General features: G+C 70.4%; 18 protein-coding genes and 1 pseudogene. 10 read left to right on the top strand and 9 right to left on the bottom strand.

All coding sequences use genetic code 11. The features are described 5' to 3' along the window. Position 1: 1 nt before the first annotated feature. Positions 2 to 505: a peptide deformylase gene (gene def / locus F0415_RS07995; protein WP_149860692.1), complete on the bottom strand. Its 504-nt coding sequence runs from the start codon at positions 503 to 505 to the stop codon at positions 2 to 4. 137 nt (positions 506 to 642) lie between these two features. On the opposite strand from def, the gene F0415_RS08000 reads away from it, so the two are divergent. From F0415_RS08000 to F0415_RS08020, 5 genes are all read left to right on the top strand, one after another. Beyond that, positions 643 to 1,749, top strand: coding sequence for a LysM peptidoglycan-binding domain-containing protein (locus F0415_RS08000; protein WP_149860693.1), 1,107 nt, complete (start codon positions 643 to 645; stop codon positions 1,747 to 1,749). A gap of 67 nt (positions 1,750 to 1,816) precedes the next feature. Beyond that, positions 1,817 to 2,929, top strand: a complete 1,113-nt coding sequence (gene dprA / locus F0415_RS08005; protein WP_149860694.1) for a DNA-processing protein DprA — start codon at positions 1,817 to 1,819, stop codon at positions 2,927 to 2,929. A gap of 35 nt (positions 2,930 to 2,964) precedes the next feature. Next, positions 2,965 to 3,438 (top strand): DUF494 family protein, encoded by a 474-nt coding sequence (locus F0415_RS08010; protein WP_149860695.1) that lies wholly within the window; start codon positions 2,965 to 2,967, stop codon positions 3,436 to 3,438. Positions 3,439 to 3,445: 7 nt separating this feature from the next. After that, positions 3,446 to 4,108 (top strand): GYF domain-containing protein, encoded by a 663-nt coding sequence (locus F0415_RS08015; protein ID WP_188310333.1) that lies wholly within the window; start codon positions 3,446 to 3,448, stop codon positions 4,106 to 4,108. Between the two features lie 171 nt (positions 4,109 to 4,279). Continuing rightward, the gene (locus F0415_RS08020) at positions 4,280 to 6,820 is read left to right on the top strand and encodes a DNA topoisomerase I (RefSeq protein ID WP_149860697.1); all 2,541 of its coding nucleotides are present in this window, start codon (positions 4,280 to 4,282) and stop codon (positions 6,818 to 6,820) included. A 25-nt stretch (positions 6,821 to 6,845) separates the two neighbouring features. Here F0415_RS08020 and F0415_RS08025 read toward each other — a convergent pair whose 3' ends face one another. After that, a complete protein-coding gene (locus F0415_RS08025) occupies positions 6,846 to 8,426 on the bottom strand; it encodes an amidohydrolase family protein (protein ID WP_149860698.1) in 1,581 nt (526 codons plus the stop codon). Between F0415_RS08025 and F0415_RS08030 the strand changes: the two genes are divergently transcribed. Then, positions 8,425 to 9,048 (top strand): DUF4124 domain-containing protein, encoded by a 624-nt coding sequence (locus F0415_RS08030; RefSeq protein WP_188310334.1) that lies wholly within the window; start codon positions 8,425 to 8,427, stop codon positions 9,046 to 9,048. The genes F0415_RS08025 and F0415_RS08030 overlap by 2 nt on opposite strands. Positions 9,049 to 9,055: 7 nt before the next feature. On the opposite strand, the gene F0415_RS08035 is transcribed toward F0415_RS08030, so the two are convergent. From F0415_RS08035 to F0415_RS08045, 3 genes are all read right to left on the bottom strand, one after another. Then, positions 9,056 to 9,832: an SDR family oxidoreductase gene (locus F0415_RS08035; RefSeq protein ID WP_149860700.1), complete on the bottom strand. Its 777-nt coding sequence runs from the start codon at positions 9,830 to 9,832 to the stop codon at positions 9,056 to 9,058. Then, positions 9,832 to 11,697 (bottom strand): signal peptide peptidase SppA, encoded by a 1,866-nt coding sequence (sppA, locus tag F0415_RS08040; protein ID WP_149860701.1) that lies wholly within the window; start codon positions 11,695 to 11,697, stop codon positions 9,832 to 9,834. Before sppA ends, F0415_RS08035 begins: the two co-directional genes overlap by 1 nt. 66 nt (positions 11,698 to 11,763) lie before the next feature. Beyond that, entirely contained in the window at positions 11,764 to 13,116 is a 1,353-nt protein-coding gene (locus F0415_RS08045; RefSeq protein WP_149860702.1) for an MATE family efflux transporter, read from the bottom strand. A 57-nt stretch (positions 13,117 to 13,173) separates the two neighbouring features. On the opposite strand from F0415_RS08045, the gene F0415_RS08050 reads away from it, so the two are divergent. Both F0415_RS08050 and F0415_RS12600 read left to right on the top strand, forming a co-directional pair. Then, entirely contained in the window at positions 13,174 to 14,454 is a 1,281-nt protein-coding gene (locus F0415_RS08050) for a DUF3667 domain-containing protein (protein ID WP_149860703.1), read from the top strand. Then, the gene (locus F0415_RS12600) at positions 14,451 to 14,768 is read left to right on the top strand and encodes a DUF4286 family protein (protein ID WP_188310335.1); all 318 of its coding nucleotides are present in this window, start codon (positions 14,451 to 14,453) and stop codon (positions 14,766 to 14,768) included. Before F0415_RS08050 ends, F0415_RS12600 begins: the two co-directional genes overlap by 4 nt. Here the strand turns inward: F0415_RS12600 and F0415_RS08060 are convergent. Next, positions 14,762 to 16,258 (bottom strand): DUF3106 domain-containing protein, encoded by a 1,497-nt coding sequence (locus tag F0415_RS08060; RefSeq protein ID WP_188310336.1) that lies wholly within the window; start codon positions 16,256 to 16,258, stop codon positions 14,762 to 14,764. The genes F0415_RS12600 and F0415_RS08060 overlap by 7 nt on opposite strands. Before the next feature lie 413 nt (positions 16,259 to 16,671). Here F0415_RS08060 and F0415_RS08065 point away from each other — a divergent pair, with 413 nt between their 5' ends. Both F0415_RS08065 and F0415_RS08070 read left to right on the top strand, forming a co-directional pair. Then, positions 16,672 to 18,867, top strand: a complete 2,196-nt coding sequence (locus F0415_RS08065; RefSeq protein ID WP_149860706.1) for a primosomal protein N' — start codon at positions 16,672 to 16,674, stop codon at positions 18,865 to 18,867. A 12-nt stretch (positions 18,868 to 18,879) separates the two neighbouring features. Then, a pseudogene (locus F0415_RS08070) lies at positions 18,880 to 19,140 on the top strand (FAD-dependent oxidoreductase); the annotation flags it as partial. 275 nt (positions 19,141 to 19,415) lie between these two features. On the opposite strand, the gene rpoH reads toward F0415_RS08070, so the two are convergent. The 3 genes from rpoH to F0415_RS08085 form a co-directional block, all read right to left on the bottom strand. Next, on the bottom strand, positions 19,416 to 20,291 hold the full coding sequence (gene rpoH, locus F0415_RS08075) for an RNA polymerase sigma factor RpoH (protein ID WP_149860707.1): 876 nt from the start codon (positions 20,289 to 20,291) through the stop codon (positions 19,416 to 19,418). Positions 20,292 to 20,519: 228 nt separating this feature from the next. After that, on the bottom strand, positions 20,520 to 21,248 hold the full coding sequence (gene ung, locus F0415_RS08080; RefSeq protein ID WP_149860838.1) for a uracil-DNA glycosylase: 729 nt from the start codon (positions 21,246 to 21,248) through the stop codon (positions 20,520 to 20,522). A gap of 2 nt (positions 21,249 to 21,250) precedes the next feature. Further along, positions 21,251 to 22,096, bottom strand: a complete 846-nt coding sequence (locus F0415_RS08085) for a response regulator (RefSeq protein WP_149860708.1) — start codon at positions 22,094 to 22,096, stop codon at positions 21,251 to 21,253. Position 22,097: the final 1 nt, after the last annotated feature.

The raw sequence follows: 22,097 nt of genomic DNA on the forward strand, positions 1-22,097 counted from the left end.
ATCAGGCCGCGCCGCGCTGCTGCTTGGCCAGCTTCTTGCGCACCTGCTCGCGCTTGATCGGCGAGAGGTAGTCCACGAACACCTTGCCGGCCAGGTGATCCATCTCGTGCTGGATACACACCGCCAGCAGCCCGTCGGCCTCGATCTCGAACGGCTGGCCGTCGCGGTCCAGGGCCTTCACCCGGATCCTGGCCGCACGCCTGACGTCGGCATAGATGCCGGGCACCGACAGACAGCCCTCCTGGCAGACCTGTTCGCCCTCGGCGGCGAGGATCTCCGGGTTGATGAACACCATTGGCCGGCTTTGGTCCTCGCTTACGTCCAAAACCAGCAGGCGCTGGTGCACGTCCACCTGGGTGGCGGCCAGGCCGATGCCCGGAGCGGCATACATGGTGTCGAACATGTCGTCGATCAGCCGACGCAAGCCCTCGTCGACCGTCTCGACGGGCCGTGCGACGGTTCGCAGCCGCGGGTCGGGGAATTCCAGGATGGGGAGCTTGGCCATGGACGCTAATGTGGGGAGCGGGGGGCCCGGACGCAAGGCCGGGGTTGGTCATTATACCCTTGGCAGGCTTGCCTTTCGGCCCCTTTTCTGGGCTATAGTCGGCCAACCTGTCCGGGGAAATCAGGTGGATAGCCGCCATGTTTAAACGGCTTCTTGCAGTCAGCGCTGCCATGCTGCTCACCCTCGCCGGCGCCGTCATCGCGGCCGAGCTGCGCGAGGACCATCCGACCACCTACGTGGTCAAGAAGGGCGACACGCTCTGGGACATCGCCGGCCGCTTCCTCAAGAAGCCCTGGCTCTGGCCGGAAATCTGGCAGGCCAATCCGCAGATCCGGAACCCGCACCTGATCTATCCGGGTGACGTGCTGAGCCTGGTCTACATCGACGGCGAGCCGCGCGTCCAGGCCGAGGGCCCGCGCATCGGCGAGGCCGTGCCCACCATTCCGCTGGCCGACGTCGAGGCCTTCCTCAAGCAGTTCACCGTCGTGCCGGATGCACGCGCGCTGCCGCATGTGGTGGGCATGGAAGACGATCGCCTGCTGAGCAGCGCCGGCCAGCTGGTTTACGTGCGCAACCTCCAGGGTGCCCAGCCCGGCATGGTGGTGGACATCGCCCGGCCGGTGAACAAGCTGGGCGGCGGCAAGGGCAAGCACCCGCCGGGCATCAGCCCGCTGGACCAGGACGGCCGCCGCTTCCACACCCATTGGGCGGTGCCACGCGGCTTCGGCGAGGCCACCGGCGAACACCTGGGGGACGAACTGGCCATCCACGCCACCGGCGAGGTGACCCGCGTCCAGGGCGAGGTGGCGGTGGTGCTGCTGCGCGACGAGGGCCGCGAGATTCGCGTCGGCGACCGCGTCCTGCCGTCCGAGGCCCAGCCCTACGACCTGCATTTCTATCCGCGTGCCCCGGACAGCATTCCCGACAAGGCCCAGGTGATGGCGGTTGCCGACGGCATGCAGGCCGGTCCACGCCTGGTGGTGGCGCTCAACGTCGGCGCCCGCGATGGCATCCGCAACGGCCACGTGTTCTCGATCTGGCACGGCGGCGCCAAGCGCCCCGACCATATCGCCAACACCAACCGCATGGCCGGCAACGCCGACAGGGTGCAGACGCCCGACGATTACGTCGGCCGCCTGATGGTCTTCCGCACCTTCGACAAGGTCAGCTATGCGCTGGTGATGGAAGGCATCCGGCCGGTGCACACGGGCGACAAGCTCAAGCATCCGGACGCCACCGAATGAGCCGACCCCGGCCCACCGGCAATTCCTACATCACGGCGCCCGCGGGCGCCGTGATGCTTTCCGGGCCATGGAAGCCGAGCGTGCCCTGCTGATCCTCCGCCATGCCCGTTTGCCGGACGCGGCCCTGCGCCGCCTGCTCGAAGCCCATCCCGACCCCGCCACCGCCCTCGAAGCGGCCCGCCGCGGCGGGCTGGCCGGCCTGTCCGGCGAAGCCCTGGCCGCCCTGCGCCGGCCGGATCCCGCCCGGCTGGCTGCCGACCTGGCCTGGCTGTCCCGGCCGGGTCATCGCCTGCTGGGCTGGCAGGATCCCGACTACCCACCGTTGCTGCGGCGCAGCCCCGCTCCGCCGGCGATGCTGTTCCTGGCCGGAGACGCCTGCCTGCCCTGGCATGCGCAGATCGCCCTGGTCGGCAGCCGTCGCCCCAGCGCCGGCGGCAGGGCGCGGGCTCGCCGCTTCGCGGAAGCCCTGGCGGCGGCCGGCTGGGTGGTCACCAGCGGCATGGCCGAGGGCGTGGACGCAGCCGCGCATGAGGGCGCGCTGGCCTGCGGCCGCACCCTCGCGGTGGTCGGCACCGGACCGGATCTGGCCTATCCGGCCAAACATGCCGGCCTGATGGCGCGGATCGCGGAATTCGGGGCGGTCGTTTCCGAACACCCGCCGGGTACGCCTGCCCTGGCCAGCCATTTCCCCAGCCGCAACCGCATCATCGCCGGCCTGTCCCTGGGCACCGTGGTGGTGGAGGCCGCACTGCGTTCCGGCGCGCTGATCACCGCCCGTTTGGCCGGCGAGGCCGGGCGGGAGGTGTTCGCCTTGCCGGGCTCGCCCGACAACCCGCTGGCGCGCGGCTGCCACAGGCTGATCCGGGAGGGCGCCACCCTGGTCGAGTCGCCGGAGGAGGTCGTGGCGGGCCTGGCCCCGCTCGCGCAGGCCCTGGCGCAGCAATTGCGTGGCCGGCTCGAAGCCTCGGCCGCGGTGCCCGCGACGCCGCCGGCGGTTCAGCCGCCGGCCGACCCCGACCACAAGAAGCTGTGGTCGGCCCTGGGCCACGACCCTACCGGTCTGGATGAACTGGCAGAGCGGACAGGATTGACGGTCGCCGCCCTGTCCTCCATGCTGCTGCTCATGGAGCTGGACGGCCGCGTGGTGAACGAGCACGGACGCTACGCCCGCCGCCCCTGACCTTCCCACCGCGCCCCGGGCGCAGGCTGAGGGTGATGAAAGAGACCATACTGGACGTCCTGCTTTACCTGTTCGAGCACTACTTCTACGACGACCCCGACGCCGTCCGGGACCGCGACTCCCTCCAGAACGGCCTGATCCAGGCCGGCTTCAGTCCCGCCGAAATCAACAAGGCCTTCGACTGGCTGGACGAACTGGCCAGCCGCCGTCCGCCGCTTGCCGGGCCGCGCCCGCAGGCGCAGGTGCGCGTCTACTCCGGCCCCGAGCTGGACAAGCTGGACACCGAGTGCCGGGGATTCCTGATGTTCCTGGAGCACGGCGGGGTGATCGACGCCGACCAGCGCGAACTGGTGCTGGACCGGGTCATGGCCCTGGACCAGGACGAGATCGACGTGGACGATCTCAAATGGGTGGTGCTGATGGTGCTCTTCAACCAGCCCGGCGCCGAAGCGGCCTACGCCTGGATGGAAAGCCAGATGTTCGATGACGAACCAGAAGCCGTGCACTGAAGGCGCGATGGACAGCACTCCCTGGTACTACGTCGACCGACAACGCAACCGGCATGGACCGGTCACCGCCGAAGCGGTCCGCCAGGCCTACACGGCCGGCATTCTGGACGGCGCCAGCCTGGTCTGGCGCGAGGGCATGGCCGAATGGACGCCGCTGGGCCAGATCGTGGCCGACCTGGGCCTGGAACGGATACCTCCCAGCGCGGCGCCGCCGCCGGCGGACATCGGCGCGCCCCGGCGCAGCGGCTGTGCCACCGCCGCCATCGTGGTCGGCGGGGGCGGCGTATTTCTGGTGATCGTGCTGGCTATCCTGGCCGCCATCGCCCTGCCCGCCTATCAGGACTACCTGGGGCGGGCGGAGCTGAGCCGGATCCTCGCCGAAGCCGCTCCGCTGAAGACCGCGCTGGCCGACTTCAGCGCCAATACCGATCGCTGCCCGCGCGGTCTGGACGAGCTGGGCCTGGAAGACCTGACCATCGCCGGCGTGGACGAGATCGCGGTCGGCGCCTTCGATGACGGCCGCTGTGCCATCGAGCTGCACTTGGGCGAGGTGGACAAAGTGCGCGACTCGACCGGCCAGCGCCTCTGGCTGAGCCTGGAGAACGACGGCGGCTTCGGCTGCAGCGGCGACGAGGCGCTGTTCCGCTACCTGCCCCAAAGCTGCCGCTGAGCCCCTGCCCGGCCTCGCTCCCGGACCCTGCCCCGGGAGGACCCCGGCCAGGCCCTTGCTTGACAGGCTCGGTCGGGCTGGGGCCTTAATGAAATAAACCCCGGCCCGCGTCCCCCCGCGGGCCGCGTCATCTCGGCGCCCCCGCGCGGGCCGCCCTGGAGCTTCCCCGGCATGGCCAAGAACCTGCTCATCGTCGAGTCGCCCGCCAAGGCCAAGACGATCAACAAGTACCTCGGCAAGGACTTCCAGGTCCTGGCCTCGTACGGCCACGTCCGCGACCTGGTGCCCAAGGAAGGCGCCGTGGATCCGGACGACGGCTTCGCCATGCGCTACGAGCTGATCGACAAGAACGAGCGGCACGTGGACGCCATCGCCAAGGCCGCCAGGGGCGCCGAGGCCATCTGGCTGGCCACCGACCCGGACCGCGAAGGCGAGGCCATCAGCTGGCACATCTCCGAGATACTCAAGGAGCGCGGCCTGCTCGAGGGCAAGGCCCTGCACCGGGTGGTGTTCACCGAGATCACCCCGCGGGCCATCCGCGAGGCCCTGCAGCACCCGCGCCAGGTCGCCTCCGACCTGGTGGACGCGCAGCAGGCCCGCCGCGCCCTCGACTACTTGGTCGGCTTCAACCTCTCGCCGGTGCTGTGGCGCAAGGTGCAGCGCGGCCTGTCGGCCGGGCGGGTGCAGTCGCCGGCCCTGCGCCTGATCGTCGAGCGCGAGGAAGAGATCGAGGCCTTCGTGCCGCGCGAGTACTGGAGCGTCGAGGCCGAGCTCAACCATCCGCAGCAGGCCTTCACCGCCCGCCTGGTCAAGCTGGACGGGCAGAAGTTCGAGCAGTTCACCCTGACCGACCGCGCCTCGGCCGAAGCCGCGCGTGAACGCCTGGTCAAGGCCGCCGGAAGTGCTCTGCGGGTGACCGACGTCTCCAGCAAGGAGCGCAAGCGCCGGCCGGCGCCGCCCTTCATCACCTCCACTCTGCAGCAGGAGGCGGCGCGCAAGCTCGGCTTCTCCACCTCCCGCACCATGCGGGTGGCGCAGAAGCTTTACGAGGGTGTGGCCCTGGGCGAGGAAGGCACGGTCGGCCTGATCACCTACATGCGTACCGACTCGGTGAACCTGGCCGAAGATGCCGTGCGCGAGATCCGCGACGTGATCGCCCGCGACTTCGGCACCGGTGCCGTGCCGGACCGTCCCAACGTCTACCGTTCCAAGTCCAAGAACGCCCAGGAAGCGCATGAGGCGATCCGCCCGACCTCGGCCCTGCGCACCCCGGCCCAGGTGGCGCGTCATCTGGACGACGACGGCCGCCGCCTGTACGAGCTGATCTGGAAACGCACCATCGCCTCGCAGATGGTGCCGGCCACGCTCAACACCGTGTCGGTGGAACTGGCCGCCGGCAGCGAGCACGCCTTCCGTGCCAGCGGCACCACCGTGGTGGATCCGGGTTTCCTGGCGGTGTACGAGGAAGGCAAGGACGTCCGCGGCGCCGAGGACGAGGATGAAGGCCGCAAGCTGCCGCCGATGCGGCCGGGCCAGGACGTGCCGCTGACCAGCATCCACACCGACCAGCATTTCACCGAACCGCCGCCGCGCTATTCCGAGGCCTCGCTGGTGAAGGCGCTGGAGGAATACGGCATCGGCCGCCCCTCCACCTACGCCAGCATCATCCAGGTGCTGCAGGCGCGCGAGTACGTCTACCTGGACAACCGCCGGTTCCGGCCCAGCGACGTCGGCCGCGCGGTCGCCAACTTCCTGTCGGCGCATTTCAGCCGCTACGTGGACTACGACTTCACCGCCCGGCTCGAGGACGAGCTTGATGCAGTCGCCCGCGGCGAAGAGGCCTGGGTGCCACTGATGGAGCAGTTCTGGAAGGAGTTCAAGGCCACCGTGGACGAGAAGAGCGAGTCGGTGGACCGCTCCGAGGCCACCGGCGCGCGCCTGCTCGGGACCGATCCCAAGAGCGGCAAGCCCGTCTCCGTGCGCCTGGGCCGCTACGGGCCTTATGTGCAGATCGGCAGCGCCGAGGACGAGGACAAGCCGAAGTTCGCCTCGCTGCGCCCGGGCACCAGCATGCACACCATCACCCTCGAGGAAGCGCTGCCGCTGTTCGACCTGCCGCGCACGCTCGGCGAACTGGACGGCGAGAAGGTAACGGTGGCGGTCGGTCGCTTCGGGCCCTTCGCCAAGGCCGGCGACACCTACGCCTCGCTGGGCAAGGAAGACGACCCGTACACCATCACCTACGAGCGCGCGGTCGAACTGATCAAGGCCAAGCGCGAGCTGGTCGCCAACCGCATCATCAAGAGCTTCGAGGGTACCGGCATCCAGGTGCTCAACGGCCGTTACGGGCCCTACATCACCGATGGCGAGCGCAACGGCAAGGTTCCGAAGGACCGCGACCCGGCCAGCCTGAGCCTGACCGAGTGCCAGGCCCTGCTGGCCGAGGGCAAGCCAGTGCGCAAGGGCCGCTTCGGCCGCAAGGCGGCGGCGAAGGCCGCGACCAGGAAAGCGGCGAAGAAGGACACGACGGCCACGGCAAGCGCCGGGACCGGTAAGGCCGGCGGGAAGGCGGTGGCGAAGAAAACCACCGCCAAGAAGGGCGCCGCCGGCAAGGCGCCCGCCAGGAAGGCGGCTGCGAAGAAGGCCGCGCCGAAGAAAGCGGCGACGAAGAAAGCCACGGCGACCAAGGCGGCCTCCCGCAAGACTACCTGAGCCGGCGCCGTCGGCTCGGCGACGCTCAGCGCCCGGGTTGGCCGTAGCGTTGGATGCCGCGCCTGGCCTTCTCCTCGGCGACGATCCGGCGTACGTCGGCCAGCAACTCGCCGGCGTCATAGACGATGCCGTCCTTGACCACGTAGCGCACGCCGCCGACACGGGTCGGTTCGCCCTCAGGACCCAGGCGGATGTGGCCGGTACCGTACAGCACCTTGAGATTGGCCAGCGGGTTCTCCGCCACGATCACCAGGTCCGCCAGCTTGCCCGGCTCGACGCTGCCGATGCGGTCGGCCGCGCCTAGTGCTTCGGCGCCCGACAGGGTGGCGGCGCGGATCACCTCCAGCGGATGGAAGCCGGCCTCGCGCAGCAACTCCAGCTCCTCGATGGTGCCGAAGCCGTAGGTCTTGTAGATGTAGCCCGAATCGCTGCCGACCGTGACCCGGCCGCCGCGGTTCTTGTAATCGTTCACGAAGGCCATCCAGCGCCGGTAGTTGTCCTTCCAGTCGGCTTCCTGCTCGCTGCCCCAGTCGAAGAAGAAGCTGCCGTGGTTGTGCCGGCTGGGCCGGAAGAAGTCCCACAGCGCCGGATGCGTGTATTCGTCGTGCCACTCGGCGGTGCGCGCGCGCATGAAGTCGCGGGTGGCCTGGTAGATGGTGAAGGTGGGATCGAGGGTGAGGTCCAGGGCCAGCAGTTCGCCGATCACCTGCTCGTAGTGCTCGCTGCCGGGCCCCGCTGCCTGCGCCCAGAGTCGGCCGGCCTGGTGGAAGCGCTTCTGCTCGTCCATGTAGTTGTAGTCGGCCGGGTACTGCTGCACGCGCTGGTCGTCGAACAGCGCCTCCGGCAGGCCGTACCAGTGCTCCATGGTGGTCAGGCCCCAGCGCGCGGTGGTCAGCACGTTGACCCGGGCCACGTCCAGCTGGGCATGATGGCAGGCGCTGCGCATGCCCTGCCTGCGCAGCTCGTCGAAGGCAGCCTCGAGGATGTCCGGGCGGTAGCCGAAGCACTTCATGCCCAGGGCGCCCTTGGCCTTCATCTCGCGCACCCAGCTGCGGGCCTGCTCCGGCGTGGTCATCGGCGTCTCCCTGCCCATGCCGAAGAAGGCATAGGGAAAGATGCGCGGCGCAGTGATGGTATTGGCGGCACTGCGGCGTGCCTCCGAGACGCACCAGTCGATGCCGTTGCCGCAGCCCGGATCGCGCACCGTGGTGATTCCGTGCGCCAGCCACAGCTTGTAGACGTATTCGGCAGTTACGCCCTGTTCGTCGCCACCGATATGGCCATGCATGTCCACGAAGCCGGGCAGCACGAAGTGGCCCGACAGGTCGAGCTCGTGGCCGCCGGGCGCCAGGGCCGGGCGCGCCTTCGGGTCGATCTGGGCATCGGCGCTGCCGACGATCTGCACCCGGGCGATGCGATCGCCCTCGATCACGATATCCACCGGCCCGTAGGCCGGCGCGCCGGTGCCGTTGACCACCGTCACGCCGCGCAGGATCAGCTGCGGCCACGGGCCCTCGCCCTCGTCGCGCGCGGGCGCGGGCGCAATGGCAGCGCCGGCGGCATCGGTAAACAGCAGGCAAACGGCGAACAGGATCGGGCGGATCATGGCGGTCCCGGAGGTGGCGGATGCAGCGGAGCCAGCGGACAATGCCGGCATGCGCTCGCCGGCCTGGTCAAGCTTAGCGGTTCTGCTGCTGCTCGTCGGCCCGGCCGGCGCGACCGGGGAGATCACCGTCTGGCGCTGCACCGACGCCGGCGGCAGGGTCACCCTTCAGGATCAACCCTGCCCGGCCGGCCAGGCCGCCGATGCCAGGCAGATGGTCCGGCCGCAGGATCCGCCGCCGCGGCCGCCAGCGCCGCAGCCGCCCCCGGCACCTGCCCCGCAGCCGCCCCCGGAAGAACCCTATTACGCCTGGGCACCGCCGCCGATCTACCAGTGCACCGACTTCGACGGGGCCGTGCGCTACAGCGAGGACTACGACCCCAACTACCGCTGCGTACCGCTGGCGGTGCTGGGCTACGACGTGGCCGGCACACCCGCCGCCGGCGCCTGCCGCTGGGTGCGCGAATCCTGCCTGCGTCTGGACGACGAGGCCGCCTGCGCCCAGTTCAAGGCCAAGCTCAAGCAGGCCCGCTCGGACGCCCTGCATGCCTTCAGCGACACCGCCGCCTACCGCCGCTCCGAGGTGGAGCGCTTGCAGCGCATCGTCAACGAAAGCTGCCGCTGAACGCGACTCAGAAGCCGTAGTGCAGGAACCCGCCGTCCACGCCGATGCATTCGCCGGTGATATAGCTGGCCGCGGGCAGGCAAAGGAAAGCGACGGCCGCCGCCACTTCCTCCGGTTCCCCGACCCGGCCCATCGGCGTGCGGTCCAGCACCTCGTCCAGGTAATCCGGATCGGCCAGCTTGGCCGAGGTGCGCCGGGTGCGGATGTACCAGGGCGCCACCGCGTTCACCCGCACGCCGTCCTCGGCCCACTCGCAGGCAAGATTTCTCGTCAGCTGGTGCAGGCCGGCCTTGCTCATGCCGTAGGGCGCGCCCGTGCGGACATGGGTGAGCCCGGACACCGAGCCGACGTTGACGATGCTGGAGCTGGCGTGCTGGCACAGCAGCGGGTAGGCGAAGCGGCTCAACTCCCAGGCCGAGAACAGGTTGGTCTCGAAGATCTGCCGCCACTCTTCCTCGTCGTAGTCCACTGCGGCACGGCTGGCATTGGTGCCGGCATTGTTAACCAGTACCTGCAGGCCGGTACCCAGGTCCTCGACCCAGTCCATCACCTCGCGCCGCTGTTCCGGGTCGGCCACATCGGCGGCAAAGGCACGCAGCTCCGCGTCCGGAAACTCGTCTTCCAGCTCCTGCCGGGCCTGCTCCAGCAGGCCCTCGTCGCGGGCCACCATCAGCACGTCGGCCCCCAGGCCGGCCAGCTCGGCGACGATGGCGCGGCCGATGCCGGCGCTGGCGCCGGTCACCAGCGCCACCTGTCCGTCCAGACGCCAGCGCCCCCGCTGCATCAGTAGTCACAGAAGCAGTGGGCCACGGCCTGGAAGGGCGTGCGGCCGTCGCGGTCGAGCCAGGCCAGGCCGCGCTCCACCCGCTTCAGGGTCTGCCCGTCCAGCATCAGTGGTGCGGCCGGAGCCAGCCAGCGCAGCATGGCCTGGCCGTGGGCGCTGCCGCCCATGTTGACGATGAACTGCTCCAGCGGCGACAGCGGCCGTTCGACGTAGCTCACGCCGTACTTGCCCTCTTCCAGGTTCGCACGCCTGGCCGCCTCGGCCAGTGCCGCCTCCAGGCCGCCCAGCTCGTCCACCAGGCCACGTTCCCTGGCCTGGGCACCGGTCCAGACCCGGCCGCGGGCATGCACGTCTATCTGCTCGGGCGTGCTGCCGCGGGCAGCGGCCACCTTGCCGGTGAAATCGCGATAGCCCTTGTCGATGACCGCCTGGATGATGCGGCCCACCCCCGGGTCGAGCGGGCGGGTCGGATCGAAGGCGCCGGCCAGCGGCGTGGTGCCGACGCCGTCGGTGTTGATGCCCAGCTTGTCCATCACCCGCGGCACGCTCATCCACAGGCCGAAGATGCCGATCGAGCCGGTGATGGTGTTCTCGTCGGCATAGATCCGGTCGGCATTCATCGAGATCCAGTAACCGCCCGAGGCGGCCACGTTGCCCATGGAGACCACCACCGGCTTGCCGGCCGCCTTGGTCAGCTCGACCTCACGGCGGATCTGTTCGGACGGATAGACGGCGCCGCCGGGCGAATCCACCCGCAGCACCACCGCCTTCACGTTCTCGTCCTCGCGGGCCTGGCGCAGCAGGTCCGAGGTGGAGTCGCCGCCGACCGTGCCCGGTGCCTGCTGGCCGTAAGTGATCTCGCCCTGGGCCACCACCACCGCGACCTGCGGCCGGCTGTCCACCAGCTTCTTCGCCGTCTGCTGGGCGAGATAGGGCCGCAGGGCGACCTGGCGGAAGCTGTGCTCCTCCTCGTCCAGGGCGCCGCGCTCGATCATCATCTGCTCGAACTCGGCCGCGGTCTTCAGGCCGTCCACCAGGCCGGCCTGCAGGGCCAGCGCGGCCAGGTCGCCCTCGGCCGCCTGCACGCGTGCCGGCAGGTCCTCGACCAGGCCCTGCAGTTGCGCCACCTCGAGCTTGCGTGCCTGGGCAATGTCGGCCAGGAATCGCTGCCAGATGTCGCTCATCCAGAACAGGTCGGCCTCGCGCGCCTCCGGCGAGGCGGCATCGAGCACGTACGGCTCGGCGGCGGACTTGTATTCGCCCACCTTGAACAGGTGCACGTCCACGCCCAGCTTGTCCTGCAGGCCTTCACGGTAATACAGCCGGTAGCGTGCCAGGCCCTCGAGGAAGACCATGCCCATCGGATCCAGGTAAACCTCGTCGGCCTGGGCCGCCAGGTAGTACTGCTTCTGGTCCATCTCCGAGCCCCAGGCCACGACCTGCTTGCCGCTGGCGCGGAACTCGCGCAGGGCGGCGGCGACGTCGCGGATGGCGGCATAGCCGGCGCTGCTGAAGCCCTCGGTGTTGATCACGATGCGCTCGATGCGCTTGTCGTCCTTCGCCGCCTCGATGGCGGCCAGCACGTCACGCAGCTGCACCTCGGGCCGGCCCCGGCCCATGGCCTGGTTGAGCACCCGGTCCACCGGGTGGGCGCCGTACTGCTCCACCAGCGCCGCACTGAGGTCCAGCACCAGCGCCGAGCGGTCGGCGAGGGGCTTGACGCCGGAGCGGGTGAACATGAACACCAGCAACAGCGCCAGCAGCAGCAGGAAGATCAGGTTGAAGACCAGCCGCCGGGTGAAGTCGATCAGGTTCCAGGTGCCGACCAGCACGCGGCGGATCGGGCCGGGTTTGGCCTGTGCCATGGGGAAACTCCTTGGATTGCAGACCCCAGCATACCCAAGCCGGCGCCCGGGCGAGTGGCCCTCAGGTCATGCCGGCGGGCGCAAGGGGCGATAGGCCATGCGCCAGAACCGCCAGCCGAGCAGGACCGCGGCGGCCGATAGGCCGACGATCAGCCCCGTCCACAGCCCCGGCGCGCCGCGGCCCTGGCTCAGGCCCAGCCAGGCCCCCAGCGGCAGACCCAGGCCCCAGTAGGCCAGCACGGTGATGACCATCGGGATGCGGGTGTCCTTCAGGCCGCGCAGGGCGCCGGCCGACAGGGCCTGGAACCCGTCCGGGTACTGGAACACCGCCGCATAGGCCATCAACAGCGCGGCCAGGGACACCACCGCCGGATCCGGCGACACCAGGCCGGCCAGCCAGGCCCCGCCGGCCAGCAGCAGGATCGCCGACAGCGTCTGCGCCAGCATGGCGAGGGAGTAGCCCGCCGCCGCCGACCAGCGCAGGCCGGACGCATCGCCGGCGCCGACCGCGTGCCCGACCCGCACCGTGGTGGCCATCGCCACGCCCAGCGGTACCATGAAGCACAAGGAAGCGGCCAGGATGGCGATCTGGTGCGCCGCCATAGGCGTGGTGCCCAGCGTGCCGATGATCAGGGCGGTGGCCACGAACAGGCTGCCCTCCATGAACACCGATACGCCCATCGGCAGGCCCAGGGCCAGCAGGGCGCGGATCGGCGGCCAGCGCGGCCGGTCGAAACGCTCGAACAGCCGGAGGTCGGCGAAACGCGGCGCCCGCCACAGGTACAGGCCCAGTCCCAAGGCCTGCAGGCTGAGCACACCGGCGACGGCATACCCCAGGCCGGCCGCGCCCAGCCCGGCGCCGAACATCAGCAGGTATCCCAGCGGCACCAGCAGCCCCAGCCCGCTCAGCCCCGCCACCATCGAGGGCAGGGTCCAGGCCACGCCCTCGCTGAGGTTCCTCAGGCAGAAGTACAGGGCCAGGCCGGGGGCGCCCCAGCTGATGGCCCGCAGGAAGGCCTCGGCTTCCGGCCGCGCCTCCTCGGTGATGCCCATGGGGCCCAGCGCCAACGCGCCCAGCCGCACCACCACGATCAGGCCCAGGCCCAAGGCCAGGGCCAGCCACAGCGCCTGCCGGAACACTGCGCCGATCTCGGCCCGGCGCCGGGCACCATTGAGCTGCGACACCGTCGGCGGCACCGCCATCAGCACACCGATGCTGACCAGGATCACCACCGACCAGACCGCGCTGCCGACCCCCACCGCAGCCAGGGTGGTCGGCCCATACCGGCCGGCCAGCACCGTGTCCACGATGTTCATGGCCATGGAGGACATCTGGCTGAGCACCAGCGGCATGGCCAGCACCAGGCTGACGCGCATCTCTCGCAGCAGGCGCGCGGCGCGGGATTCGGGAGGGCTCATGGCGGCTTGAAGGCTCGGCGGCCGGCTATATTAGCCGCAGCCGGAAGGGGAACCACGATGTCCGACGAAAGCATCGGCAGCGCCGCCGCAGCGCCCACGCCGGAGCGCCGTTGCCAGAACTGCGACGCGGTGCTGCTGGGCGAACACTGCTATGCCTGCGGCCAGCCCACCAAGGGCCTGGTCCGGCATTTCTCCAGCATCGTCGGCGACTTCTTCGACTCGGTGTTCGAACTGGACTCGCGCATCCTGCGTACGCTCGGGCCGCTGCTGTTCCGGCCGGGCTTCCTCAGCGAGGAATACTTCGCCGGCCGGCGCGTGCGCTACGTCAGCCCGGTGCGCCTGTTCGTCTTCCTCAGCCTGTTCGCCTTCATCGCCGCGCAATGGAGTTTCGACCTGAGCGGCGAAGACCAGGTGGTGCGGATGGACGCCGATACGCCCGCCCGGGCCGGCGCACCGCTGGGACGCGACCTGATCCGCCAGGCGACCACGCCCGAGGAGGTTCGCGCCGCCCGCGATCAGGTGCTGGCGGAGCTGAGGCGGACCCGGGCCGAAACCGTGGACGTTCCCGGCCTGTCCCTGGGCCTGGAGGCGGCCGAGCAAGCCATCGCCGCCGCCGCGCAGGAGCGCATCACCGAACTGGAGGCGGCACGGCGCGACCCGGCCGGCGCCGTAGCGGGGGCGACCACGGAACCTGCGGCCGACGACTCGCAGGCCGCCGACCAGGTTCCGGCGACACCCCCGCCCTTGCCGGCCGACGCCCGTGAGGAGAAGGACACACCGCGGATCTACTTCAACTCACAGCCCTGGGATCCGGTCAGCAATCCGGTGCGGATCGGCTGGCTGCCGGAAGGCGGCAATCGCCGCATCAACGCCTACGTCGGCCGGGCCCAGGGCAACATTGCCCGCATCCAGGAAGACCCGAACCTGCTCAAGGACGCCTTCCTGAGCGCGGTGCCGACCACGCTGTTCATCATGCTGCCGCTGTTCGCGGTCTTGCTGAAGATCGTCTACCTGTTCAAGCGGCGCCTGTACATGGAACACCTGATCGTCGCCCTGCACAGCCACAGCTTCCTGTGCGCGGCCCTGCTGCTGGTCCTGCTGCTGGACGCGCTGGCCGGCTGGAGCTCCGGGCTACCCTGGCTGTCCCGGCCGCTGGGCTGGCTGGAGACCCTGCTGATCGTCTGGATGCCGCTGTACCTGCTGTTGATGCAGAAGCGGGTGTACCGGCAGGGCTGGATCATGACCCTGTTCAAGTATTCGGTGCTGGGCACCTGTTACCTGATCCTGGTTTCCTTCGGGGCCACCTTCGCGCTGCTGCTGAGCCTGGTGCAGATGTGAACACGATCGGCTACGAAGTCACCCTGCAGGTGGACGCCGACATCGCCGACGACTACCTGGCCTGGCTGCGCCGGCACGTGCAGGCGATGCTGAGGCTGCCCGGCTTCCTCGACGCTCGCGTGGCCGAGCGGGTGGATCCGGCGCCGGCCCCTGGCGAAAGGGTGTTCTGCTGCCTGTACCGGTTGCGCGACCGGGCCGCGCTGGAGGCCTACCTGCGCGAGCACGCGCTGCGCATGCGCGCCGACGGCGAGCGGCGCTTCGGCGGCCGCTTCCTGGCCAGCCGGCGCGTGCTGGAGACCCTGGCCGATTACTGAGCCAGGCGCTGCCGCACCAGCTGGGCGCGCTGTTCCGGCCCGCCCGCCAGCACCAGTTCCCGGCGCAGGGCTTCGCGTTCGCTGGCCGGCAACCGGCGCGCCAGCACCGCCAGGTCGGCGCGCGCGCCCGCGTCCAGGCCGTGCAGCAAGGCCAACCACTGCGCGCGCTCCGAGGCGGGCACGAAGGCGAACAGCGGCCGCAGTCGGCCGAAATCCGCGCCCAGACCGGGACCCAGCCACCAGTCCTGACGCTGGTCGGGCGGCAGGGCATCGAACTGGCTGCGCAGGGCCTTCCGCTCTTGCTCCGGCAAGGCCCGCCAGGCATCGCCCGCAGCCCGCACCCGCTGGCGTTCGTGCCCGGGAAGGGCCTGCCAGGCGGCGAACGGGGCACGACGGCGGGCGCGCTCGGCAGCCGGAAGGGCGTCCCATTCCCGTATCCGCTCGCGCAGCGCCTCCCGTTCCACCGGCGACAATGAGAGCCAGTGCACGGCCTGCCGGCGCATGCGCAGCCTGAGCTCAGGTTCCAGTCCCGGCCAGGCCGCGGCCAGCGGCACCAGCAGCTGCCGCTGAGCCGGCGGCAGGGCGGCGAAGTCGGCCGGATCCGGCTGGCCCGACTCGGCCTGGCCGGCCGATTCCCCGGGCTGATCCGGGCCCGTCGCCGGGGCGATGGCCTGAGCGGCGGCGAACCAGCTCAACAGGGCGAGGTCGGCGGCCAGGGCCTGCAGTTCCGGTTCGGCAAGCTGCGCATAGTCGGGATGGGTCACGATATCGCTGACTTCGGACATCGTCGGTCTTGGCCGGCTCCCTTCCGGCAGGGCCTGGGGCGCCGGGCGGTCTCCGGGGGATTCCGGAGCCGGCCACCACCAGCTCGCGGCGAAGGCGATCGCCAGCAACACCAGCAGCATCCAGGCCCAGGCGCGCGTCCGGGACGGCTGGACGCGCGGTTCCGGTTCGGCCTGGTCCGAAAGTACCCGTTGCCGCAGGGCAGCCAGGGCTTCGGTCCGCTCGGGCGAGAGCGATTTCACCTGCCTGTGCAGGCGTTCGCGCAGCTCGCCCAGGCTGGCGTAGCTGACGCCGGCGTCGGCCAGCTGCTGCAAGGCGCGGCGCAGTGCGAACCGGTAGGTGGCCTCGCCGACGCCAAGGACCTGGGCGGCATGGGCGAAATCCAGGCCGGCCACCAGGCGCAGCAGCAAGGCCGCCCGCGGACCATTGCCCAAAGCCGCGAGAGCGGGTTCGCCGCTTTCGCCCTCGCCCAGCTCCGGCTGGGCCAGCAGCAGCGACCAGAACGCGGCCGGCCAGCCCGACAGCGGCGTGATCGCGGACACCGAACGGAAGGCGCGCATGGCGTGACCGAGTGCGCTCTGGGCGACGTCGCCCCGGCCGCACTGCAGCTCGGCGAAGACGAAGGCGCGCCGCTCGATGCCGCGCAGGAAGGCCGCCAGCGCCTGGGAAGCGGTCGTGCCGGAGGTCGTCGGGGGGGCCGATTGCACGCCCCATTCTAGCCGCCCGCCGGATTGCCGACAGCGGCTTGACATCCGCGATCCAGCCGCTCTCCCAGGCCTGGCGCGGGCTCCGGCGTGAAACGTTTTGCACAGCGCCGCCGCCGGTCCACGGCCGGTGCCGGCAAGGGCGGGGCGACACGGGGAGGCTCGTCGAAGCCGAATTCAACCCATTGATTCGTATGGACTATGACGGCCTGGTTAAAAATTGCCCAAGCCGGGTGGAGGCCCGCTTTCACCGGGGATTCATGGTTCTGCTCCAAGGCCCTTCCACAGACTTGTCCACAGGCAGTGTGGATAAGGGATTTTCGCATTGGATGTCAGTGGTTTAAGGCACTTTTGTGATGAGGTTCGCAGCATGCCCGCGCAAGTCGCTTCACAGCGCCCCGGGATAGACTGGCGCCATGCCCGAAGGTCTCCCGACGGTACTGCGCGTCGCCCTGCCGATACCGCTGCCCCAGTGTTTCGACTATCTGCCGCCGAAAGACGGGAGGATCGGGCCCGACTGGCTGGGCTGCAGGGTCCGGGTGCCGTTCGGGCGGGGCGACGGCGAACGGGTGGGTCTGGTGGTGGACGTCGGGCCGGCCGGACACCAGGCCACCGATCTGCGCCCGGTTCTGGACCGGCTTGACGCCGAACCCTTGCTGGCCGGCGAGCTTCTGGACAGCCTGCGATGGGCGGCCGGCTACTACCACGCACCACTGGGCGAACTGGTAGCCACAGCCCTGCCGGCCCCCCTGCGTGCCGGCCAGCCGCTGCCGGATACCGCCGTCCATGCCTGGCAGACCACGACCGGCGGTCGTGCCGCCGCCGATGCTGGTCGCGACGGCCGGCCCCGGCGTCTGCTGCGTCTGCTGCTGGCCGGGCCAAGGGACGAGACCTGGCTGGACCAGGCCGAGCCGGGCTGGCGCGAGCCGATGCGCCGCCTGCAGGCACGTGGCCTGGTCGAACGCATCCGCTGCGACCCCGTCTCGCCGGCGGCCTCCGGCCCGACAGCCCCGGCGCCCGAGCCCACACCCGGCCAGGCCGAAGCGCTGGCCGTCCTGCGTGCCGGAGAGGGCTTCCGCGCGCTGCTGCTGGAGGGTGTGACCGGCAGCGGCAAGACCGAGGTTTACCTGCGCGCCATCGCCGAGGTCCTGGCCCAGGGACGGCAGGCCCTGGTGCTGGTACCGGAGATCGGCCTGACCCCGCAGACCCTGGCCCGCTTCCGCACCCGCCTGGGCGTGCCGGTACTGGCCATGCATTCGGGCCTGGCCGATGGCGAACGGGCCCGCGCCTGGGCGGCCATGGCCCGTGGCGAAGGGCGGGTGCTGGTGGGCACGCGCTCGGCGGTGTTCTGCCCGCTGCCGCGCGCCGGCCTGATCGTCGTGGACGAGGAGCACGACGCCTCCTACAAGCAGCAGGACGGCGTGCGCTACCACGCCCGCGACCTGGCCCTGGTACGCGCCCGGGCGCTGGGCGTGCCGGTGCTGCTGGGCAGCGCTACGCCCTCGCTGGAAAGCCTGCAGAACGCCCTGGCGGGCCGTTACGGCCACGTCCGCCTGGCCCAGCGCGCTGGCGGCGCGCGACCGCCGGTGGTCCGGGTGCTGGACCTGCGCAGGCGCCCCTTGCGCGACGGCCTGTGCGAGGAGGCGCTGCAGGCCATCGGCACCTGCCTGGAACGCGGCGAACAGGCCCTGGTGTTCCGCAACCGGCGCGGCTATGCCCCGGTGCTGCTGTGCCATGACTGCGGCTGGAGCGCCCGCTGCGCACGTTGCGATTCGGCCATGACCGTTCACGCCGGCGGCCGTCGCCTGGTCTGTCACCACTGCGGCGCCCGCGCGCCGGTGCCCAATGCGTGCCCGGACTGCGCCAGCCTGGGCCTGCAGCCGCAGGGCGCCGGCACCGAGCGCCTGGAACAGGCCCTGGCCGAACGTTTCCCGACGGCCCGTCTGCTGCGCGTGGACCGGGAAACCACCCGCCGCCGCGATGCGCTGGAAAAGCACCTGGCCAGCCTCGGCAACGGGCCCGGCATCCTGGTCGGCACCCAAATGCTGGCCAAGGGCCACGACCTGCCCAATCTCAGCCTGGTGGTCGTGGTCGGCGTGGACGAGGGCCTGTACTCGGCCGATTTTCGCGCCGGCGAGAAGCTGGCGCAGCTGCTGATCCAGGTGGCCGGCCGCGCTGGCCGCGCCAGCAAGCCCGGCCAGGTGCTGCTGCAGACCCACCATCCCGGGCATCCGCTGCTCACCACGCTGCTGGCCGGCGGCTATCCGGCGGTGGCTGCCCTGGCCCTGGCCGAACGCGAAGCGGCGCATTTCCCGCCCTTCGCGCATTTGGCCCTGCTGCGCGCCGAAGCCGACCACGAGGCGGCCGTGCAGTCCTTCCTGCAGGAAGCGCACCGGCTGTTCGAGGCACGCGAGGGCGTGATTGCCAACGGCCCGATGCCGGCGCCGATGCCACGCCGCGCCGGCAAGGCGCGCGGCCAGCTGCTGCTGGAAGCGGCGCGACGCGGCCCGCTGCACGCCGCCCTGCGCGACTGGCTGCCGGCCCTGCGCGCGCTCAAGTCGGCGCGGCGCGTGCGCTGGTCGCTGGACGTGGACCCGATCGATCTCTACTGAGGCATGGCGAACATGGAAAAGCAGCTTCCGCGCGTACTGGTGATCGGCGGCGGCTTCGGCGGCCTGTGGGCGACCCGCGCCCTGGCCTCGGCGCCGGTGCGCATCACCCTGGTGGACCGCAGCAACCACCATCTATTTCAGCCCCTGCTCTACCAGGTGGCGACGGCCGGCCTGTCGGCCCCGGACATCGCCGCACCGCTGCGGCACATCCTGCGCAAGCAGCGCAACGTCACCGTGCGCATGGACGAGGCGGTGGCCATCGAGGCGCGGGCGCCTGGCCAGCGGCACGCGCGGATCATCGGCGGCGCCGGGACGCCGCACTCGGCGACGCAGGAGTGTGGCCGGCAGGAGTCAGCGCAGGCGTGACCGGCTCCCGCGCAGCGCGCGCGCACGAGATACCCGGCGACATTCACCGACACGGACATGCGGACAGCGTGATGGGTGATGGGCAACCGCGTCGCAGCCTGCCCGCGAGCGGCGTTTGCCCACATCGATGCGGAAACGGCCCCTCGCGGGGCCGTTCCGTCGGGTCATCCGCTCGTCCCGCGTCAGGCGGCGAAAACGGCGCGCATCTTCTTCAGCGCGTTGGCCTCGATCTGGCGGATGCGCTCGGCGGAGACGCCATACTCGTCGGCCAGTTCCTGCAGTGTCGCCTTGGGTTCGCCCAGGAAGCGGCGACGGATGATGTCGCGGGAACGCTGGTCCAGGCCGGCAAGGCTCTCGCGCAGCAGCTCCAGTTGGTCCTCTTCGTGGCTTTCGCGCTCGTAGGCAAGGGCTGGGTCGGCCGCCGGGTCGGGCAGGAAGGCCACCGGCGAGGGCGGCGCGTCGTCGTCGCTGTCGGTGGGCGCGTCGAAGGCGATGTCGCGGCCGGACAGGCGCGATTCCATCTCCAGCACCTCGCGCTCGGAGACGTTAAGGTCGCGAGCAACGGCACGCACTTCCTCGGCATTCATCCAGCCCAGACGCTTCTTGCTCTTGCGCAGGTTGAAGAACAGCTTGCGTTGCGCCTTGGTGGTGGCGACCTTGACGATGCGCCAGTTGCGCAGGATGAACTCGTGCATCTCGGCGCGGATCCAGTGCACGGCGAAGGACACCAGACGCACGCCCTGGTCAGGGTCGAAACGCTTGACCGCCTTCATCAGGCCGATGTTGCCCTCCTGGATCAGGTCGCCCATGCCCAGGCCGTAGCCCTGGTAACCACGGGCCACGTGCACGACGAAGCGCAGGTGCGAGAGCACCAGCGATTTGGCGGCATCCAGGTCTTCCTCGTCGCGGTAGCGGCGGGCCAGGTCCTGTTCTTCCTCGGCGCTGAGCACCGGGATACGGTTGACGGCGGCGATATAGGCATCCAGCGAACCGAGTGCGCTGGGCACCGGCAGGTTGTTGGCGATCAGAGCCGTGCTGGTCATCGAGGTCTCGCTCATGGGTCCGGAGTCTAGCACTCGCGCCATTGGAGTGCTAAACGGGGCCTGAGTTCCCGGACTGTTGCACCATTGAAACAGCCGCCGTTCAGGTCCGGATCGAGATGGGGCCACCGGAACGCCCTTCAAGGCCCCGTTCAGATGGCGGCCGCGGCGCCGTTTCCCGGCCCTCGCAGCGGCCCTCGGGAGCCACCCGGGCCCGGCCTCCCCGCCCCCGGCCCGCCCGGCCCCTCAGCCGGCCTTTCCGGCCAGCATGGCCTCGACCTCGGCCCGCGGTGGCAGCGACCAGTCCACCGGCGCCTGGCCGGCCCCCTGCAGCCAGCGGTTGGCCTTGCCGAAATGGCCGCAACCCAGGAAACCCCGATGCGCCGACAGCGGCGAGGGGTGCGGGGCCCGCAGCAGGCAGTGCCGACGACCATCCAGTAGCCGGCCCTTGGCCTGGGCGTAACTGCCCCAGAGCATGAACACCAGGCCCTCCCGCTCCCGATCCAGGGCCTGGACGATGGCGTCGGTGAAGCCTTCCCAGCCCTTGCCCTGGTGCGAGCCGGCCCGGCCTTCTTCCACGGTCAGCACGGCATTGAGCAGCAGTACCCCGCGCCGGGCCCAGGGCAGCAGGCAGCCGTGGTCCGGCGGGGCGATGCCCAGATCGGCATGGATCTCCTTGAAGATGTTCTGCAGCGAGGGCGGCACCGGCACGCCTGGCAGCACGGAAAAACACAGGCCGTGGGCCTGGCCCGGGCCGTGGTAGGGGTCCTGGCCCAGCACCACCACCTTGACCTGATCGAAGGGCGTGGCCTCGAGGGCGGCGAAGATGCGGGGCCCGGCCGGATGGATGCGCTTGCCGGCCGCCTTCTCCCGACGCAGGAAGGCGGAAAGTTCCTGCATGTCCGGGCGCAGCAGGTAATCGCCGACCCGTGCCTTCCAGGACGGCTCCAGCCGGACGCGCTCCTCCGCGGCCACCGTCACTTCTTGGCGTTCTTGGTCCGCAACAGCCGCCCGACCCGCAGCTGGAACAACAGCTTGGTCACCAGCAGGCGCTCCTCGATCGGCTTTTGCACCAGATCGTTGGCGCCGGCGCGCAGCAGGTCGCTCTGGTTGGCCGGGTTGGCGTCGCCGGTCATCACCAGCACCGGTAGCATGCCCTTGGCGTAGCCGAAATCCTGGCGGATGGCCTTGAGCAGATCCTTGCCGGTCAGCTCGCCCTTCAGATAGACATCGGTCAGGACCACGTCCGGGCCGGGCACCTTGCCTTGGGCGCGCGCCGTTTCCAGGTGGGCCACGGCGTCCTCGACGCCGGTGGCGTGGGTCACCGACAGCCCGTGTTTCTCCAGCATGCGCCGGGTGGCCATGGCCACCACGCGGCTGTCCTCGACGTACAGCACCTCGCCGCCGGCCTCGGCCTCGGGCGCTACGTAGCCCTTGATGAAGGCAGCCAGGGCATTGAAGCCCAGCGACTTGTCGAAGTAGTCGGTGACGTCGTCGCTGATCGAGCGGTTCTCCAGCCGCTCCTGCACATCACCGGAAACGACGATGATCGGGATGTAGGCCTGAGGGGTGTGCTCGCGCAGGAAACGGGCCAGATCCAGCCCGTCCATGTCCGGCAGCCGCAAGGCGGTGGTGACCAAGTTGACAGCCCCAGACTGCAGTGCCGCCTTGGCCTCCTCGCCGGTTTCGCAGCCGACGAACTCCATGTCCGGCAGCGCTTGCCGCAACACTCCCTCGATCATCTTGCGGACGACCTTGGAGCCGTCCACGACCATGATGCGCGGATTGCTGGTGTCGAAGGTGCGGAAGGCGGGGCTGGCCATA

Source organism: Arenimonas fontis (assembly GCF_008386465.1).
GTDB lineage: Bacteria > Pseudomonadota > Gammaproteobacteria > Xanthomonadales > Xanthomonadaceae > Arenimonas > Arenimonas fontis.

Excerpts from the sequence above, each read along its gene's own strand:
- F0415_RS08085 (WP_149860708.1), bottom strand. The coding sequence starts at position 22,096 with ATGGCCAGCCCCGCCTTCCGCACCTTCGACACCAGCAATCCGCGCATC.
- F0415_RS08000 (WP_149860693.1), top strand. The coding sequence starts at position 643 with ATGTTTAAACGGCTTCTTGCAGTCAGCGCTGCCATGCTGCTCACCCTC.
- F0415_RS08010 (WP_149860695.1), top strand. The coding sequence starts at position 2,965 with ATGAAAGAGACCATACTGGACGTCCTGCTTTACCTGTTCGAGCACTAC.
- def (WP_149860692.1), bottom strand. The coding sequence starts at position 505 with ATGGCCAAGCTCCCCATCCTGGAATTCCCCGACCCGCGGCTGCGAACC.
- rpoH (WP_149860707.1), bottom strand. The coding sequence starts at position 20,291 with ATGAGCGAGACCTCGATGACCAGCACGGCTCTGATCGCCAACAACCTG.
- F0415_RS08065 (WP_149860706.1), top strand. The coding sequence starts at position 16,672 with ATGCCCGAAGGTCTCCCGACGGTACTGCGCGTCGCCCTGCCGATACCG.
- F0415_RS08045 (WP_149860702.1), bottom strand. The coding sequence starts at position 13,116 with ATGAGCCCTCCCGAATCCCGCGCCGCGCGCCTGCTGCGAGAGATGCGC.
- F0415_RS08035 (WP_149860700.1), bottom strand. The coding sequence starts at position 9,832 with ATGCAGCGGGGGCGCTGGCGTCTGGACGGACAGGTGGCGCTGGTGACC.
- F0415_RS08025 (WP_149860698.1), bottom strand. The coding sequence starts at position 8,426 with ATGATCCGCCCGATCCTGTTCGCCGTTTGCCTGCTGTTTACCGATGCC.
- F0415_RS08050 (WP_149860703.1), top strand. The coding sequence starts at position 13,174 with ATGTCCGACGAAAGCATCGGCAGCGCCGCCGCAGCGCCCACGCCGGAG.
- F0415_RS08020 (WP_149860697.1), top strand. The coding sequence starts at position 4,280 with ATGGCCAAGAACCTGCTCATCGTCGAGTCGCCCGCCAAGGCCAAGACG.
- F0415_RS08030 (WP_188310334.1), top strand. The coding sequence starts at position 8,425 with ATGGCGGTCCCGGAGGTGGCGGATGCAGCGGAGCCAGCGGACAATGCC.
- dprA (WP_149860694.1), top strand. The coding sequence starts at position 1,817 with ATGGAAGCCGAGCGTGCCCTGCTGATCCTCCGCCATGCCCGTTTGCCG.
- sppA (WP_149860701.1), bottom strand. The coding sequence starts at position 11,697 with ATGGCACAGGCCAAACCCGGCCCGATCCGCCGCGTGCTGGTCGGCACC.
- F0415_RS08015 (WP_188310333.1), top strand. The coding sequence starts at position 3,446 with ATGGACAGCACTCCCTGGTACTACGTCGACCGACAACGCAACCGGCAT.